Origin of the sequence: Amycolatopsis sp. lyj-108 (assembly GCF_046549005.1) — a bacterium.
Taxonomy (GTDB): Bacteria; Actinomycetota; Actinomycetes; order Mycobacteriales; family Pseudonocardiaceae; genus Amycolatopsis.
The window spans coordinates 335,158-350,564 of record NZ_JAJPWQ010000006.1 but is presented as its reverse complement, the minus strand read 5'-3'; the positions used below and the strand labels follow the sequence as shown (position 1 = coordinate 350,564).

Sequence of the window (15,407 nt, the reverse complement as noted above, 5' to 3'; positions counted from 1 at the left end):
TGAGATCAACCGCAGCCGGAATCCACGTAGGTACCTCTTTGGCTATTGAGGGGTAAGGCAAACGTGGCGTGTTTCGGGGCGAGACGGTGGGCCGGGTGACGCGACACGCGAGCCACGCCTTGATTCACCACCGGCCGTCGAGGCCACAGCCGTCCCACTACCACCAGGGACCACATCCGACGGTAGCGAAAGCCTCCTTCCCTACCGTCAGAGTAGGCAAGGAGGCCCTCACTACCAGGAGAACGCGTACGCAGGAGCGACACTGGCCCCGCGCCACGTCACGTTTGGCTTCCCCTCAACAGAACCGTCCTCACCACTCACGAGACTGTCGGTGGTCCGGGCTAGCTTCTGCCTGTGGGACGAAACGCTGAACTGCCCGGTGGGATGGCCCGCTACCGGGTGACGACCGGGGCCACCACCTGGCCCGACGACACCGGCTGCGGTCTGTTGCACGTCGACATGGACGCCTTCTTCGTGTCCTGTGAGCTGCGCACGCGACCGGAGCTGGCGGGAAAGCCCGTGGTCGTCTCGGGTGGCGGCCCGAGGTCGGTCGTCGCGGCCGCGAGCTACGCGGCGCGCGAGTTCGGTGTGCGGTCGGCCATGCCGTTCTCGACCGCCAAACGGCTCTGCCCGCAGCTGATCTGCATCACCCCGACACCAGGGCTGTACGGCGAGGTGTCGAAGGGGGTCATGGGGATCTTCCGCGAGCTGACGCCACTGGTGGAGCCGCTGAGCCTGGACGAGGCCTTCCTGGACGTCAGCGGGGCGCTCAAACGGCTGGACTCCTCGCCCGCCCGGCTCGGCGCCTGGATCCGGGAGCGGGTCGCCGCCGATTTCGGGATCAGCTGCTCGGTCGGCGTCGCGAAGGTCAAGTTCGTCGCCAAACTGGCGTCCGGGATGGCGAAACCGGACGGCATGGTCGTCGTTCCCGCGGCCGAGACGCTCGCGTTCCTGCACCCGCTGCCGGTGTCGGCGCTGTGGGGCGTCGGCAAGCGCACCGAGGAGCACTTGCGACAGCAGGGGCTCGACACCATCGCCGACGTCGCCGCCGCCCCGCTGCCCAGGCTGAGGCGGTCGCTCGGACGGGCGCTGGGGGAGCACCTGTTCGCGCTCGCGCGCGGCCACGACGAGCGCGAGGTCGTCCCGGAGACGCCGGACAAGTCGATCGGCGCCGAAGTGACCTTCGACGTCGACCTCCACGACCGCTCGGCGCTCGGGCTGGAACTGCTCCGGCTGTCGGAACGCGTGGCCGCCACCCTGCGCCGCCGCGGGCTGCGCGGGCGGACGGTGTCGATCAAGGTCCGGTTCGCGGATTTCAAGACCATCACCCGCGCCAGGACTACCGCCGTAGGAGTGGATGTGGCCCGCGACATCCACCGCACCGCCGTCGAGCTCCTCGCCGAGCACGCGCCGACGGGCGCAGTCCGCCTGATCGGCGTAAGAGTCGAGGGATTGGACACGGAGAGTGATGGAGAACAGCTGCTTTTCGACACACCGGAGCCCCGTTGGCGGGACGCGGAACTCGCCGCCGACGTCGCGAGGTCTAAGTTCGGTGACGGCGCGGTGCGGCCCGCGTCACTGCTGACCCCCCGTGACCAGTGACATCGGCCGCTCGGCCGTCTTCGAGAGAGCCGCGTCGGGTGGTTTCGGCCAATTTGATCCCTTCTGGATACGGGATCGGGTAGTCGGACGAGCGCGGGGCTCGTATCCTGGACAGAGACACCCCGCCTGGGGTTGTCTGTTGGGTCCATGACGTTGCGCGGCCCGGCGCCCGCGACAGCTGTGCCGGAGGAGGAAAGATGCCACTCTCCGAGCATGAGCAGCGGCTGCTCGATCAAATCGAGCGCGAGCTCTATGCCGAGGACCCCAAGTTCGCATCCACGGTGCGAGGCACCCGGTTGCGCCGCCCCGCCCGCCGACGGCGTTTGCAGGGCATCGCCCTGTTCGTAGTGGGCGTCGCACTGTTGGTGCTCGGCGTGGTGGTCAACATCCGGGTCGCCGAAATTCCAGTGATCAGCGTGCTCGGGTTCCTCGTGATGTTCTTCGGAGTCATGATGGCCGTCACATCGATTCGGCAAGGAGCCGAAACGGAAGGCGGTAAGGACAGCGGTGGCCCGGGGGCCGGCGGAGGTGGCGGCGGCAAGTCGTCCCCGCGCCGGAGCTCGTTCACCCAGCGCATGGAAGAGCGCTTCCGGCAGCGCTTCGAGGAGCAGTAGCTCTCACACACGCGAACATGCCGACGAGGCGGTGCCTCGTCGGCATGTTCGCGTTGTCCTGTGTCTCGGTGCAGTACATGAAGGCCCCCTTCCTCGCGTCTAGCGCAAGGAAGGGGGCCTTCATGTACTTGAGAGCGGGGCTGCTACTTCTTCCCTCGCCGCAGCGACCGCGGGAACAGGCGGCCCTTCCACGACATGGGCGCGTTCCGTTTCAGGCTCTTGCGCACCTCGTCGAAGGCCGGGCCCAGCTCCTGATCGTCCGCCGGCGTGTCCGAGTACCAGGACTTCTCCACGACGCCGATGACGGTCCGCAGGCCGGTGCGGCCTTCCTCGTCCAGACGGTGCTTCTCGACGACCTTCCGGCCTGCCACCCGCACCGTGTCGCCGTCGGACAGCGGCAGGCCGCGGTCCGCGCATTCGTCCATCAGTTCCCGCCACGCCGCGTCGGCCGCGGCGGGGGAGTGGGACGCGATCTTCTGCAGCCGCAGCCGCCGCTTGATCTCCCGGATCGTCGTCGGTGTGCCGAGCACGCCGAGGACGACCACCAGTGCCAGCGCGAACCACCACGACACCCAGGCCGCCAGGAACGCGAACGCCGCCACCCACAGGCCGATCGCGATCAGCGGCAGCCAGTTCGTCACGTTCTGGTTGTCCAGGAACCCGTTGTCCTCGCGGTCCGCGGCCGAGGAGGCCCCAGGCCGCATCAGCGCCCGGTGTCTCAACCGGGACCGCACGATCGCGACCACCGTCAGCGCGGCCGCCAAGCCACCGAGGATCCCGGCGAGGATCGCGGGCCACAGCGGCTCTTCCTCCTGCTGACCGCCGTCGCCGTCCGCGCCGAGGTCCGCGCCCGGGTCGCGGGGCGTGCCGGTGGCGGGGGCGCTCGACGCGGGCGCGCTCGGCACTTCCTGGGTGTCGTTGGTCGCGGAGCTGCTGGTGTCGGTCTGCAGATACGGCGGGACGACCGCGCGGCCGTCGAGCAGCGGGGTCGGGTCGAAGCTGACCCAGCCCTTCGTCTGGAAGTAGACCTCGACCCACGCGTGCGCGTCCTCGGAGCTGATCGAGAGGTAGTCGCCCTTCGGGGTCCCGGAGGTGAAGCCGATGGCGACCCGCGACGGGATGCCGACCGACCGCAGCATCACGGCCATCGCGGACGCGTACTGCTCGCAGAATCCGCGTTTGCCGTTGAGGATGAAGTCGGCGAGCGCGTCGGAGTCGGTGGCGTCGGCGGTCTTGGTGTCGTAGACGAAGCCGTTCTGCGCGGTGAAGAACGACCAGATCGCCTGCGCCTTGTCGAAGTTGTTGGACTCGTTCTCCGTCAGCTGCTTGGCCTTCGCGGCGACCCGGGGATCGACGCGGTCGACCTGGACGAACTGCTGCGGTACCTCGGCGAGGCGGGGGTCGTCGAGCCGGAGCTCGTCCTTCGACGGCTCCTTGATCGACGCGGTCTCGGTGTAGGCGGGCGCGTTCTGCTTGGTCGTGGTGAACACGGCACCACCGACCGGGTCGTACAGCCAGTTGTCGGCCAGCCCGTTGATCGACCGCGGCGCGCCGTAGATCGGCAGCCAGTTGTCGACCCAGTTCGTCGGCTCGATCCGGATGTCCCGCGCGGGGCCGGCGCCGTCGTCGCCGGGAGCGGGCGGGAGGCCCTTGTTGGCCTGCACCCCCTGCTGGGCGCGGCCGTTCTGCGCCAGCCCCCAGCCCTTGTTCGGCGTGTACGTGTCGAGGGTGAAGGCGCGCAGCAGCCGTTTGTCCGCGCCCATCCCGTAGACCTTGAACAGTTCCACGTTCTCGCCCTGGTCGAGCAGGCCACGCAGCTGGGTGAACGGCTCGACACCGAAGCCGCCCGCGCCACCGCGGCCGGTTCCCTCGGCGCCCGGGAGTTTGCCGACCGTGCCGATCCCGGTGACGGCCGTGCCGATCACCAGGCCCATCGCGATCGCCGCGGCCACCACGCCGACGGGCGCGGACAACGTGCTCGCCGAATTGCCCAGTCCCGGTGCCTCGCGGTTGCGCCAGCGGCGGTGCCGGTGGTTGCCGTCGACGGCGAGCAGCGCGGCGAACGCGGCCGCGCCCAGCAGGAACGTCCACCACGGCAGCATGTCTTCGGCCAGCGCCGCCGGGACGGCGTACACGCACAGCAGGACCAAGCCGGTCGCGGCGGGCGCGGCGGCGGCCACGGCGAGCGTGTCGACCAGGACGGCGACCAGGCCGATCGCGATGGTGACCAGGCAGAGGATCGGCGGCGTGCCCTCGACCGGGGGCAGTCCGACACGGATCTGTTCGGCCGCCGCGGCGAGTACGCCGCGCAGTTCTTCGAGCGCGTCCGGCCCGGGGATGATCTTCAGGATCCCGCTGGTGGTGAACGCCCCGGTGATCAGGAACAGCAGTACCAGCAGCTGCGCCAGGCCGACGACGATGGTCGGCGCGCGCAGCGAGCGCAGGGCGAGCCCGGTGGAGGCGATCAGCACGACGGCGACCAGCAGGTAGCCGAACCACGCCCAGCCGGAGACGACGCCGGTGAGTGAGGTCGAGGCGAACAGCGTGGCGAGCCCGGCTGCGACCGGGGCGAGCACACTGCTCGTCCAAACCGGCGGCGGCGCTTCGGGACGCGGGCGGGGGGTGTGCGGGCGGGGTGGCGCGGTCGCGGTCACAGGCCGCCTCCGATCAGCGTGCCCCGGCGGGTGGCCGTCTGGCACAGTTCGGCCCACACCTGCTGCATCGGCGATCCGGGTCCGGCGACGACGACGCCCCAGCCCGCGGCGCGCAGCAGCGCCACCGATTCCTCGGTGGCGGCGGCGCGGTTCTCCGGGCGGTTGACGCCGGAGGACCAGCCGGGGGTGTCGAGCAGCACGGCGAGGCTCCGGATCCCGCGCGGGCGGTACCGGGACAGTTCGTGCACGGATTCGTTGCTGACGGTGCCGAGCACGGCGATGAGTTCCTGTCCTTCGGCCGGGTCGTGGCCGAGGGTGATGTCGCGCTGGTGCGCGGGCTGAAGCGCGGCGAGGACGTCGAGCACGACGTTGTCGTAGTGCTCGCCACCCTCACCGGGGGTGTCGGCCAGGGTCTGGCCGTGTTCGGTGATCAGCCGGACGCGGTGACCGGAGCGGCGCAGGTGCAGGCCGACGGAAGCGGCGAACGAGACGGCCCATTCGAGGCTCGCGGCGGGACCGGTGCCGTGATGCGCGGCCGCGCGGTGGTCCAGCAGCACCGTCGTGCCGCCACGCCAGGGCCGTTCCTCGACGCGGACCATGATCTCGTCGCGGCGGGCGGTGGAGCGCCAGTGGACCTTGCGCAGGTCGTCGCCCTGGCGGTACTGCCGGACGATCACGTCCGCCTCGCCCTGTCCGGCGTGCAGGCGGATGCTGCCGTCGTCGCCGGCGCCGATCCCGGCGCCGCTGGGCAGCCCCCACAGGCCGACCACCTTCGGGACGACGACCAGCCGGGAATGCCCGATCAGCTCACGTTCGAACTCGCACAGCCCGAACGGGTCGGTGATCGTCGCCCGCAGCGGGCCGACCTGCTGGATCCCGCGCAGCACCGGCTGAAGCGGATACCGCAGCGCGACGCGCCGATCGTGGGGGAGCCGTTCGACGACGAACCGCGGCCGCGAACCCAGCGCGTACGGCACACCGTCTTCGAGCAGCACCTCGCCCGCCGGGAGTCTGCCGTCGCGCCAGAGTTCGAGCTGGACCTCGCCCGGCGAGCCGACCGAGACCCGCTCCGGGCGCAGCGAGCGGGCCGCGCCCAGCCGCAGCCGGGTCGCCGAGATGAAGAAGGCGACCAGCAGCGGCAGGGCGATGACGAACATCGCGACCCGCAGCAGATCCCGTTCGTTGAGCACGACCGAACAAGCCGCCGCGGCGACCCCGGCGGCGAGGAGGCAGCGGCCGCGTGTGGTCAGGCCGGACAGCGCACGCAGCATGGCTGTTCTCTTATCTCTCAGCGGTGGTTCGTGCCCGACGAGCCCTGCGGGACGGGAACGCGGTTCAGGATCGCGCGGACCACGTCGGTGGCCGAACGGCGAGCCGCGTGCGCCTCCGTGGTGAGCACCATGCGATGCGCCAGCACCGGGACCGCGACCGTGTGCAGATCGTCCGGGACGACGAACTCGCGGCCGGACAGCGCGGCCTGCGCGCGGGAGGCGCGGACCAGCTGCAGGGTCGCCCGAGGCGAGGCACCGAGGCGGATCTCCGGCACCTGACGGGTCGCGGACACCAGCTCGACGGCGTACCGGCGGATCTCCGGCGACATGTGCACCGCCCGTACCGTCTCGATCAGCCGCTGCACCGACTCACGGTCGGAGACGGGCTCGAGATCGGCAAGCGGGTTGTGCCCGGCGTGCTCGTCGACCATGGCCAGCTCGGCCTGCTGGTCGGGGTAGCCGATGGACACCCGCGCGGTGAACCGGTCCCGCTGGGCCTCGGGCAGCGCGTAGGTGCCCTCCATCTCGATGGGGTTCTGGGTGGCGATCACCATGAACGGCTCTTCGAGGTGGTACGTCGAGGTGTCGACGGTGACCTGGTGCTCTTCCATGCATTCGAGCAGCGCCGACTGCGTCTTCGGCGAGGCGCGGTTGATCTCGTCGCCGACCACGATGTTCGCGAACACCGGACCGGGCCGGAACTCGAACCCGCCGCTCTGCCGGTTGTAGATGGACACCCCGGTGACGTCGCTGGGCAACAGGTCGGGGGTGAACTGGATCCGGCTGACGGTGCAGTCGATCGAGCGGGCGAGCGCCTTCGCCAGCGAGGTCTTGCCGACCCCGGGGACGTCCTCGACGAGGAGGTGGCCTTCGGCGAGCAGGGTCACGAGCGCGATGCGGATGACGTCGGGTTTGCCGACCAGTACCCGCTCCACGTTGGCGGCGATCCGCCGCGCGGTCTCGTGCAGTTCGTCGAGCGAAGCTCTGCTCGCACGGCCGTTCTGCCGGCCGCTGACCGAGCCGGCGGCCGTGGGGTACGGCGCTTGCCCGGTTGCCTGCTCACCCTGCTGTTCGCCGGGCGTCGCAGACTGGATTCTCGACGTCACTCGACCTCCTGATGCCGCGTGGCTGGATGTCCGCTGGGTCTGCTGAAGGCCAGCTTTTCAACGCCCGGGCGATGGCCCGGGCAGCGGTCAGCCTCCCACGAAGTGTGTCAAACTCGGGCGAACTCTTGGGGGGAACCCCGCCAACCCCAGTCGATGACTCTGTGCAACCGGAGACTTTACCTCGATCGGGTGAGGTGAGCGCGTTTTCGGGTGCTCCCGCTGACGCCGGGTTTTGTCGTATGCTCCGGTGCGAGGTCGCTCGACTACGGAGAGGCGTAATCGCATATGAGCGAGGTGAGCACCGCCAAGCCCAGGTTCGACCTGAGCGGATTCGCGGTCGCGCCGGAGCTGGCAGCCGACGCCCACGCGAAGATCTCCGCCCTGCAGGACGTGGTCGGCCAGATGGTCCGCGAGGCGAAGGTCCTCGGCCGCACGGTTCCCCTCGGCGGGGGATACGCGGACGAGGTCGGCAAGTTCATGGCGCAGTACGGGATCGGCGCCGAAGGCTCCGCGGTCGAGGCGCTGACGGCGTTCGGCAGGGAACTCGAGGCGCTCAAGAACCGGATCGAGAAGGCTCTGGCCCGGTACACCCGACAGGATGAACAAGCGGCGGCGGACGTGGACTGTGTCGGCGGCTGAACCCATGAGCTCCCGCCTTCCTCTTCTCGCCCTCGGCGCGCTCGCCGTCATGACAGTGTCCGCCTGCGGGCAAGGGGCCGCGGGCCAGGCGAAGATTCCGCCCGCCGCAGACGGCCCGGCCCCGGCTCCCTCGTCTTCGGCGCCCGCGCCGGATCGCGGGGTGGACCCGTGCGCGCTGCTCGGCCCGCAGGACCGGTCGACGGCCGGGATCAACGTGCTCGGCGTCGCGAAGGAGATCAACGGTGCCCGCGCCTGCGACTGGACGGTGCCCGCGACCTTCGGCGTCACCATCACCGTGGACGAGCGCAACGGCCTGACGGACCTCGAAGTAGCGCGCAAGACCGCCACCAAGACCAAGGTCGGCGGCCGGGACGCGCTCAAGGTCGCCGACAAGAAGGCCGCCGACGGGACCTGCGCGGTCCTGCTCGGCATGGGGGAGAAGGCGAGCGTCCAGATCGACGTGAGCAACACGAACTTCACCGACACCCCGCTCGCCTGCGAGCGCGCGGTGAAGGTGGCGGGATTGGCCGAACCCAAACTGCCTTAGGAGCGGTCAGCGGAGCTGAGGATGAACTCGGGAGATGGACATGTCGCGTGAACCCGCCCGGCCGAAGGCCCCGCTATCGAGGTGGCAGGGCGCCCTGGCCCGTGAACGTGAGAGGTCTGACCAGGCAGCGTCCTGTCGACGCGATCGCGGACGCGGGTTCACCACCGGATACTGAGGAGAAGGTGTCGTGTCTGAAGGAGAGACGCCGGGACGTGAGGTCCCGGTCGCGGCCACGCGGTACGAGGCCTACAGCCACGAGGCGCTGGCCGCGGAAGTCGAAGCGGGCAACGACCCCGAGGCGGCGGGCGGCATCGGCGCCGCCTGGGACGCGCTCGCCCGGCGTATGAACGACGCGACGTCGGAGCTCGCCGGACTGGTCGGCAGCAGCGAAGAGAACTGGCGCGGGGAAGCGGGCGACGCGCTCCGTGGCGTGCTGGCCAAGGCGTCCGGTTGGCTGGCCTGGTCCGCGGACCTCTCGTCCGCGCTCGGGAAGGCCGTCGCCGGACAGGCCGAGGCGGCCGCGCGGGCCCGCGCCGACATGCCGCCGCCGGTGGACTACGACCCGGGCGCGATGATCCGCGGTGCCGCCGCCCGCGGGAACCTCGCGCTCCTCGCCGCGCTCGCCGACGAGATGGAGGCCAAGCACGCGGAAGCCGAAGAGGCCCGGCGCAAGGCCGTCGACGTCATGAACACCCGCGATGCCTCACTGCGTTCGCTGACTCCGCAGGTCTCCTTCGGGAAGCCGCCCGAGCTGGGGCGGTCTTGATCCGCGTTTCCGCGTCGGCGTTCGACGTCCTCTGGTCCGACCTGGGACACGCGGCCCCGCCCTGGCCGCTGTCCGTCCGCAGCGTCGGCGCCACGGAAGCGGAACGCGCCGAGATCCGCGACGCGGTCTACGAAAACCTCACCGAACGAGGCCTTTATGACGGGGACCGGCTCGACGCCGCCCTCGAAGCGCGGCTGGATCTGCTCGCCCGCGCCGAGGTCTACGTCGAATGCGAGGCTCTGGCCGACATGACCGCCGAAGCCCCGTTCCGCGCGGTCGCGGCCGCGCGCGGACGGCACGGCGTACTGGCCACCCAGCCGGAACAGACCATCGCGCTTTCCGGGATCGGCGACGGCGAGGTGTTCGCCGCGATCGTCGACGTCCTGCCCGAGCTGCGGCCCGGCCCCGGCTACGGGATCAGCCTGCCCGCCGCGCGTTTCGGCGGCGACCTGGAGGATCCGGTGTTCGGCGACGGCGGACGCTCGTCGGCCTCGGACGGTCAGCTGCGCGAGGTACTCGCGATCCAGGCCCGGCCGGTCTACAGCGCGGGCCAGTTCACCGTGCGGACCCGGGACCGCGACGGCCGCGCACACCGGGCCGGCGGGCTGACCTGGTTCGACACCGACGTCGGCGCGTACTGCGCGGCGCGGACCGAAGGCCGGGGCGGGCAGGCATGGGTCACTGTGTCCCCTGTGGACGGTCCGCGGCTTGCCGCGCGTCTCGCTTCGCTGCTGGACCCGGACCGCTGACCTAGGCCCGGTCTCGCTCTCGTGAGCGGCTAGGACGGTTAGAGCGAACCGTGTTTTAGGTACCTACGGCGGGCGGCGGGTCGGGATTGCCGGTCCGTGAGGGACTACTTGCCTACTCTGAGGGTAGGAAAGGGGCCCCTCACGTCATGCCGGGCTGAGCTCAGCCCAGCATGAAGCTGCGGGCGGACAGGAACGCCACCGTAAGCCTCGGCACTACAGCGGCAGCGCGTGAAGGCCCCCTTCCCTCGGCTCAGCCGAGGAAACTCGACCTTCACGCCAGCCCAAGTACATGAAGGCCCCCTTCCTTGCGCCTAGGTACAGGAAGGGGGCCTTCATGTACCTCAAACCTGGCACCACGCAAGAAGCGCCGCAGGCCACGCAGCAGGTACCTAAGAGAAGGCGCGCCAGAACCGTCCTAGCCACTCACGAGAGAGTCGCCGAGGGTCCTTTGTCGACATGTCATCGGATGAACCGACGTCGTCACCCTCCACAGTGTCCCCACCGCTCCCTACCGGATTCCCCACTTTCGCCCCCATTTCGCCCCACAGCAGGGTTCCGGCGGCCGATATCCGGACGCATCAGGCATGAATGAGGTTGCTTCGATACCCGCCCAGGGGGATCTTGGCCACCGTCCCCCACCACGCCCCCACCTGGCCCCACCTGGCTGACCAGCGAAAACGTCTGACACGACGGAGTGGTCGCGGCTTTTGACGCGTTGACTGTGGTGAAAAGTGGGGTACGGTGGTGCGCAGTGGGGCAGAAGGGAGCCCCGTGACCGAGCTTGGTTGTTCGCGGCCGGGATCGGTAGGGAGGTGGAGCCGGTGTTCCTCGGCACCCACACCCCGAAACTGGACGACAAAGGGCGGCTCACGCTGCCCGCGAAGTTCCGCGACGCGCTCGCCGGTGGGCTGATGGTCACCAAGGGACAGGATCACTGTCTCTTCGTCTTTCCCCGGGCCGAGTTCGAGCAGATGGCGAGGAAGGTCGCCGACGCCCCGTTCACGAACGAGGCGGTCCGGGCCTACCAGCGTTATCTCTTCGCCGGGACGGACGAGCAACGCCCGGACGGGCAAGGACGTATCGCGATCGCGTCCGAGCTCCGACGCTATGCCGGGCTGAACAAGGAGTGCGTGGTGATCGGGGCGATCACCAGGCTGGAGATCTGGGACGCCCAAGCGTGGCAGGGCTACCTGGACGAACACGAGGACAGCTACGCGAAGGCTCGAGAGGAAGTTCTGCCGGGCGTCTTCTAGACGTGACCGAGGAAGCACCCACGCCGTCGGGGGGCGCGGGTTCATGCTTCGGGCACGCTGGGAACCGTCCACACGGATGCCGTGAGGCCTCTGTCCGCTCAGTGGCCCTGGTACACCTTCCCCGGTACCAGGTCAGCAGGCGGGCGGACAGGGACCTGACGGCATCCGGCATCTTCCCCGGCACTACAGGAAAGGGGGGAAGACATGGCAGACGAACACGAGCACGTTCCGGTGCTTCTCGACCGTATCGTGGAGCTGTTCGCGCCGGTCTTCTCCGACCGCGAGGCCGTGCTGGTCGACGCGACCGTCGGACTCGGCGGTCACTCCGACGCGCTGCTCACCGCGTTCCCCGGACTGCGCCTCGTCGCGCTGGACCGTGACCCCAACGCGCTGGAACTCTCCGCGGAACGGCTTGCGCCGCACGGTGATCGTGTCGGCTTCGTGCACGCCGTCTACGACGAGATGCCGTCCGCGCTGCAAGGTCTCGGACTGTCCAGAGTGGACGGGATCCTGTTCGACCTCGGCGTCTCCTCGATGCAGCTGGACCGCGCCGAGCGTGGTTTCGCCTACTCCAAGGATTCCCCGCTCGACATGCGGATGGACCCGACCACCGGGATCACCGCGGCCGACGTGCTCAACACCTACGCCCCCGGCGAGCTGATCCGGATCCTGCGCGACTACGGCGAGGAACGATTCGCCAAGCGGATCGTCAAAGCCGTTGTGGCGGAACGAGAGAAGGAACCCTTCACGCGCAGCGGGCGGCTGGTGGAACTGCTGTACGACGCGGTCCCCGCGGCGAGCAGGCGCACCGGCGGGCATCCGGCGAAGCGCACGTTCCAGGCGTTGCGGATCGAGGTCAACGGTGAACTGGAGGTGCTGCGGCGGGCGATGCCGCGAGCACTGTCCTGCCTCGCCGTCGGCGGCCGGATCGTCGTGGAGTCCTATCAGTCCCTCGAGGACAGGCTGGTCAAGCAGGCCTTCGCGGAACTGGCGAAATCCCGGACACCGGAAGGGCTTCCGGTGGAACTGCCGGGCCACGGCCCGGAACTGAAACTGCTCACCAGAGGGGCCGAGAAGGCCGGCGAGGCGGAGACCGAACAGAACACACGGGCCGCCTCCGTGCGGCTGCGAGCCGCCGAACGGATCGGAGACCGAGCACGATGACCGCTCCCGCGAAGTCCCGCGGCCGCCGGACACCGGCGCCCGGACGGCGTGCCCGCGCGACCAGCACGGTCGACGAGACGACGGACGCCACCGAGACCACGACCTCCACTCGCGCCTCCCGCGGCCGCACGTCGGCCGCCGAACGCGCCTACGCCCGCCGCGCCCAGCGCGCCGACCTGCTGCAGCGAGACCAGCAACGCAACCGTCCCGACGCCGAAAGCGGCGCGGGCAGGGAAGAGCCGAAGAAGCTCAAGCTGCGCTGGCCGCGTTCGCGCGCGTCGTTCGTGCTGATGATGATGGGCATGCTGGCCGTCGGCGTGGCGTGCACGCTGTGGCTGACCACGCAGGCCATCGCCGATTCATACCGGCTCGAACAGCTCCGCACGACCAACGCCGGACTCGCCGAGGCGAAGGAACGGTTGCAGCGCGAGGTCGCGAAGGCCGAGTCGCCCGCATCGCTGGCACCCAAGGCCAGGGAACTGGGCATGGTGCCCGGCGGCGACCCCGCGCATATCGTGGTCGGCCCGGATGGACAGTCCACAGTGGTCGGTGAGCCGAAGAAGGCCGAAGCCGACGCGCCCGCCGCCACGACCGACTCGACGTCGCCTCCGCCCGCCGAGGGCACACAGCAGGGCACTCCGTACGAGGGCGACCAGCCCGCGGTACCGCAGGAGAACGCGGCGGCCCCGGCGCAGGGAGGTCAGTGATGTCGCCCGGCCGTCCGGCGCAGGCCAGGGCACGGTCGGCGGGCAGCGCGCGGCGGACCTACGCGGCCGGGACCCGCCGTGCCACCGCGCGGCGGGGCAACGGCGGGAACCCGAGCCGGTTCACCGGCGTCCGGATCCTGTTGATCGTCGTGATGGTGCTCGCCGGCCTCAAACTGGTGCAGGTGCAGTGGTTCGAGGCGGGCGCGCTGTCCGAGGCGGCGGAACGGCAGCGGACGTCGGTGATCGAAAGTCCCGCGCAGCGTGGGTCCATCCTGGACCGCAACGGGACGAAGATCGCGTTCAGTGTCGAGGTGCGGACGCTCGCGGTGAGCCTGAACTGGCTCCACAAGACGATGAACGACTTCGCCGCGAAGAACCCGGCCAAGGGCAAGAACTTCGAGACCGAGGTGGCGGGCGCGGCGAAGCTCATCGCGGCCAAGCTGCCCGGGGTGATCACCGAGAAGGAACTGCTGGACAAGTTCCACAAGCCCGACGGGTTCACGTACCTGGTCCACGACATCGAACCGTCGGTCGCCGAAGCGATCGTCAAGGAATACCCGTGGATCAGCGTCGAGAAGCGCTCGAAGCGGGAGTACCCCGGTGACTCGGTGGGCGCGAACATCGTCGGCTACGCGAACTGGCGCACCGACGACCAGGACGTCTCCAAGCACAACCTGCACGGTGGCTACGGTCTCGAGGCCTCGCGTGACAACGACCTCGCCGGAACGCCGGGCCGCAAGATCGTCAACACCCGGAACGGTAACGACAACCTTGTCATCCCCGGCACCGAACGGGACATCCAGAACGCCGTCCCCGGTTCGGATCTGCAGCTCACGATCGACACCGACCTGCAGTACGAACTGCAGCGGCAGCTGAGCGAGTACGTCGCCAAGTCGAAGGCCAAGGGCGGCCAGGCGGTCATCATGGACTCGAAGACCGGCGAGGTCTACGCGCTGGCCAACGACAAGACCGTCAACCTCAACGATCCGGCTTCGCGCAGCGAGACGGAGAACCTGAACAACCGCGCGGTGACCACGCCGTTCGAACCCGGTTCGGTGAACAAGATCGTCACCGCCGCGGGGGCGATCGACGCGGGCATCACGACGCCGGAGTCGGCACAGGCGGTGCCGGGTTCACTGCAGGTCGCGGACAAGATCGTCAAGGACGCCTGGCATCACGGCACGCAGCAGTTCACCACCACCGGCATCTTCGCGAAGTCGTCGAACGTCGGAACCCTGCTGCTGGCGCAGAAGCTCGGCGAGGACCGGTACGCGGACCTGCTCAAGAAGTTCGGCCTCGGCCAGCGCACGGGGCTCGGCCTGCCCGGCGAGAGCCCCGGCGTCGTCCCGCCGCGCAACCAGTGGTCGGCCACGACCTTCGGGAACCTGCCGATCGGGCAGGGGCTTTCGATGACGGTCGTGCAGATGGCCGGGATGTACCAGGCCATCGCGAACGACGGGCTGCGCGTGGAACCCCGCGTGGTCAAGGCGAAGGTCAACCCGGACGGGACACTCGTTCCCGAACCGGCGCCGAAGACCGTCCAGGTCATCAGCCCCCAGGCGGCGAAGACCGTGCGCGAGATGATGCGCGCCGTCACGCAGAAGGGCCGCGGGCAGCAGAGCGGCACCGGGCCGAAGGCGGCGCTGGAGGGCTATCAGATCTCGGGCAAGACGGGCACCGGCCAGCAGGTCGACCCGCAGACGAAGACGTACAGCAACCACTTGTACAACATCACCTTCGCCGGGATCCTGCCCGCCGACAACCCGCGGTTCGTGGTCGGCATCCGGCTCGACGCCCCGGACGCCACCCTGCAGCAAGGACTCTCGGCCGCGCCGCTGTTCCACTCGGTGGCGGCGTACCTGGCTCAGCGGTTCCAGATCCCGCTTTCCGACGGCCCGTCGCCCCAGGTCCCGCTGGTGCTCTCCTGACGTAACACGCGTTTCGGGTTCTGACCCGAATCGCCGCTCACGACCAGCGCGAATACGAAGTCGTGAGGTCAGGCCGGTCTAGGAGTCGATGACACCGAAATCTCGCCGCGACATCGGGCCGGGATCGCAGGTCCGTGAGGGCCTCCTTCCCTACTCTCAGGGTAGGGAAGGAGGCCCTCACCTCACGCCGGGCTGTGGTTCGGGCGGTCGTGAGTGGCGATTCGGGTTCGAGTCGGTTCCGCGCGACTTGATGGACGACACTGTGCTCCGACAGACGACACGCGTGACTGATCGGACGACACTCCGAGGTGACCCGAGAGGAACTCGCCAGAACCCGAATCGCCACTCACGACCAACCCGGCTCCGGCACCCTGGACGCCCTGAAGTACGTGAAGGGCGCGTTTCTC

At 69.6% G+C, this 15,407-nt stretch carries 13 protein-coding genes; 10 read left to right on the top strand and 3 right to left on the bottom strand.

Annotated elements, in window-relative coordinates:
- Nucleotides 1-384 precede the first annotated feature (384 nt).
- The gene (dinB, locus tag ACLJO0_RS23665; protein ID WP_410580721.1) at nucleotides 385-1,602 is read left to right on the top strand and encodes a DNA polymerase IV; all 1,218 of its coding nucleotides are present in this window, start codon (nucleotides 385-387) and stop codon (nucleotides 1,600-1,602) included.
- Between the two features lie 197 nt (nucleotides 1,603-1,799).
- Nucleotides 1,800-2,216, top strand: a complete 417-nt coding sequence (locus ACLJO0_RS23660) for a DUF3040 domain-containing protein (protein WP_125785309.1) — start codon at nucleotides 1,800-1,802, stop codon at nucleotides 2,214-2,216.
- A gap of 143 nt (nucleotides 2,217-2,359) precedes the next feature.
- On the opposite strand, the gene ACLJO0_RS23655 is transcribed toward ACLJO0_RS23660, so the two are convergent.
- Genes ACLJO0_RS23655 through ACLJO0_RS23645 form a run of 3 tightly spaced genes read right to left on the bottom strand, consistent with a single transcriptional unit; the run spans nucleotide 2,360 to nucleotide 7,247 of the window.
- Nucleotides 2,360-4,870, bottom strand: coding sequence for a transglutaminaseTgpA domain-containing protein (locus ACLJO0_RS23655; RefSeq protein ID WP_410580564.1), 2,511 nt, complete (start codon nucleotides 4,868-4,870; stop codon nucleotides 2,360-2,362).
- The gene (locus ACLJO0_RS23650; RefSeq protein WP_410580563.1) at nucleotides 4,867-6,141 is read right to left on the bottom strand and encodes a DUF58 domain-containing protein; all 1,275 of its coding nucleotides are present in this window, start codon (nucleotides 6,139-6,141) and stop codon (nucleotides 4,867-4,869) included. Before ACLJO0_RS23650 ends, ACLJO0_RS23655 begins: the two co-directional genes overlap by 4 nt.
- A 17-nt stretch (nucleotides 6,142-6,158) precedes the next feature.
- On the bottom strand, nucleotides 6,159-7,247 hold the full coding sequence (locus ACLJO0_RS23645) for an AAA family ATPase (protein WP_410580562.1): 1,089 nt from the start codon (nucleotides 7,245-7,247) through the stop codon (nucleotides 6,159-6,161).
- A gap of 285 nt (nucleotides 7,248-7,532) precedes the next feature.
- Between ACLJO0_RS23645 and ACLJO0_RS23640 the strand changes: the two genes are divergently transcribed.
- The 8 genes from ACLJO0_RS23640 (at nucleotide 7,533) to ACLJO0_RS23605 (ending at nucleotide 15,000) form a co-directional block, all read left to right on the top strand.
- Nucleotides 7,533-7,886 (top strand): hypothetical protein, encoded by a 354-nt coding sequence (locus ACLJO0_RS23640; RefSeq protein WP_125793404.1) that lies wholly within the window; start codon nucleotides 7,533-7,535, stop codon nucleotides 7,884-7,886.
- A gap of 4 nt (nucleotides 7,887-7,890) precedes the next feature.
- Complete coding sequence (locus ACLJO0_RS23635) at nucleotides 7,891-8,433, top strand: DUF3558 family protein (RefSeq protein WP_410580561.1); 543 nt, start codon at nucleotides 7,891-7,893, stop codon at nucleotides 8,431-8,433.
- 187 nt (nucleotides 8,434-8,620) lie between these two features.
- On the top strand, nucleotides 8,621-9,199 hold the full coding sequence (locus ACLJO0_RS23630; RefSeq protein WP_125793405.1) for a PPE domain-containing protein: 579 nt from the start codon (nucleotides 8,621-8,623) through the stop codon (nucleotides 9,197-9,199).
- Entirely contained in the window at nucleotides 9,196-9,948 is a 753-nt protein-coding gene (locus tag ACLJO0_RS23625) for an ESX secretion-associated protein EspG (protein ID WP_410580560.1), read from the top strand. Before ACLJO0_RS23630 ends, ACLJO0_RS23625 begins: the two co-directional genes overlap by 4 nt.
- Before the next feature lie 821 nt (nucleotides 9,949-10,769).
- The gene (mraZ, locus tag ACLJO0_RS23620; protein WP_005156436.1) at nucleotides 10,770-11,201 is read left to right on the top strand and encodes a division/cell wall cluster transcriptional repressor MraZ; all 432 of its coding nucleotides are present in this window, start codon (nucleotides 10,770-10,772) and stop codon (nucleotides 11,199-11,201) included.
- Nucleotides 11,202-11,405: 204 nt separating this feature from the next.
- Nucleotides 11,406-12,365: a 16S rRNA (cytosine(1402)-N(4))-methyltransferase RsmH gene (gene rsmH, locus ACLJO0_RS23615; protein ID WP_410580559.1), complete on the top strand. Its 960-nt coding sequence runs from the start codon at nucleotides 11,406-11,408 to the stop codon at nucleotides 12,363-12,365.
- On the top strand, nucleotides 12,362-13,072 hold the full coding sequence (locus ACLJO0_RS23610) for a hypothetical protein (protein WP_410580558.1): 711 nt from the start codon (nucleotides 12,362-12,364) through the stop codon (nucleotides 13,070-13,072). The genes rsmH and ACLJO0_RS23610 overlap by 4 nt, the downstream gene beginning before the upstream one ends.
- Entirely contained in the window at nucleotides 13,072-15,000 is a 1,929-nt protein-coding gene (locus ACLJO0_RS23605; RefSeq protein ID WP_410580557.1) for a peptidoglycan D,D-transpeptidase FtsI family protein, read from the top strand. The genes ACLJO0_RS23610 and ACLJO0_RS23605 overlap by 1 nt, the downstream gene beginning before the upstream one ends.
- The last annotated feature ends 407 nt before the right edge of the window (nucleotides 15,001-15,407 follow it).

Excerpts from the sequence above, each read along its gene's own strand:
- dinB (WP_410580721.1), top strand. The coding sequence starts at position 385 with ATGGCCCGCTACCGGGTGACGACCGGGGCCACCACCTGGCCCGACGAC.
- ACLJO0_RS23660 (WP_125785309.1), top strand. The coding sequence starts at position 1,800 with ATGCCACTCTCCGAGCATGAGCAGCGGCTGCTCGATCAAATCGAGCGC.
- ACLJO0_RS23650 (WP_410580563.1), bottom strand. The coding sequence starts at position 6,141 with ATGCTGCGTGCGCTGTCCGGCCTGACCACACGCGGCCGCTGCCTCCTC.
- ACLJO0_RS23640 (WP_125793404.1), top strand. The coding sequence starts at position 7,533 with ATGAGCGAGGTGAGCACCGCCAAGCCCAGGTTCGACCTGAGCGGATTC.
- ACLJO0_RS23635 (WP_410580561.1), top strand. The coding sequence starts at position 7,891 with ATGAGCTCCCGCCTTCCTCTTCTCGCCCTCGGCGCGCTCGCCGTCATG.
- rsmH (WP_410580559.1), top strand. The coding sequence starts at position 11,406 with ATGGCAGACGAACACGAGCACGTTCCGGTGCTTCTCGACCGTATCGTG.
- ACLJO0_RS23610 (WP_410580558.1), top strand. The coding sequence starts at position 12,362 with ATGACCGCTCCCGCGAAGTCCCGCGGCCGCCGGACACCGGCGCCCGGA.
- ACLJO0_RS23605 (WP_410580557.1), top strand. The coding sequence starts at position 13,072 with ATGTCGCCCGGCCGTCCGGCGCAGGCCAGGGCACGGTCGGCGGGCAGC.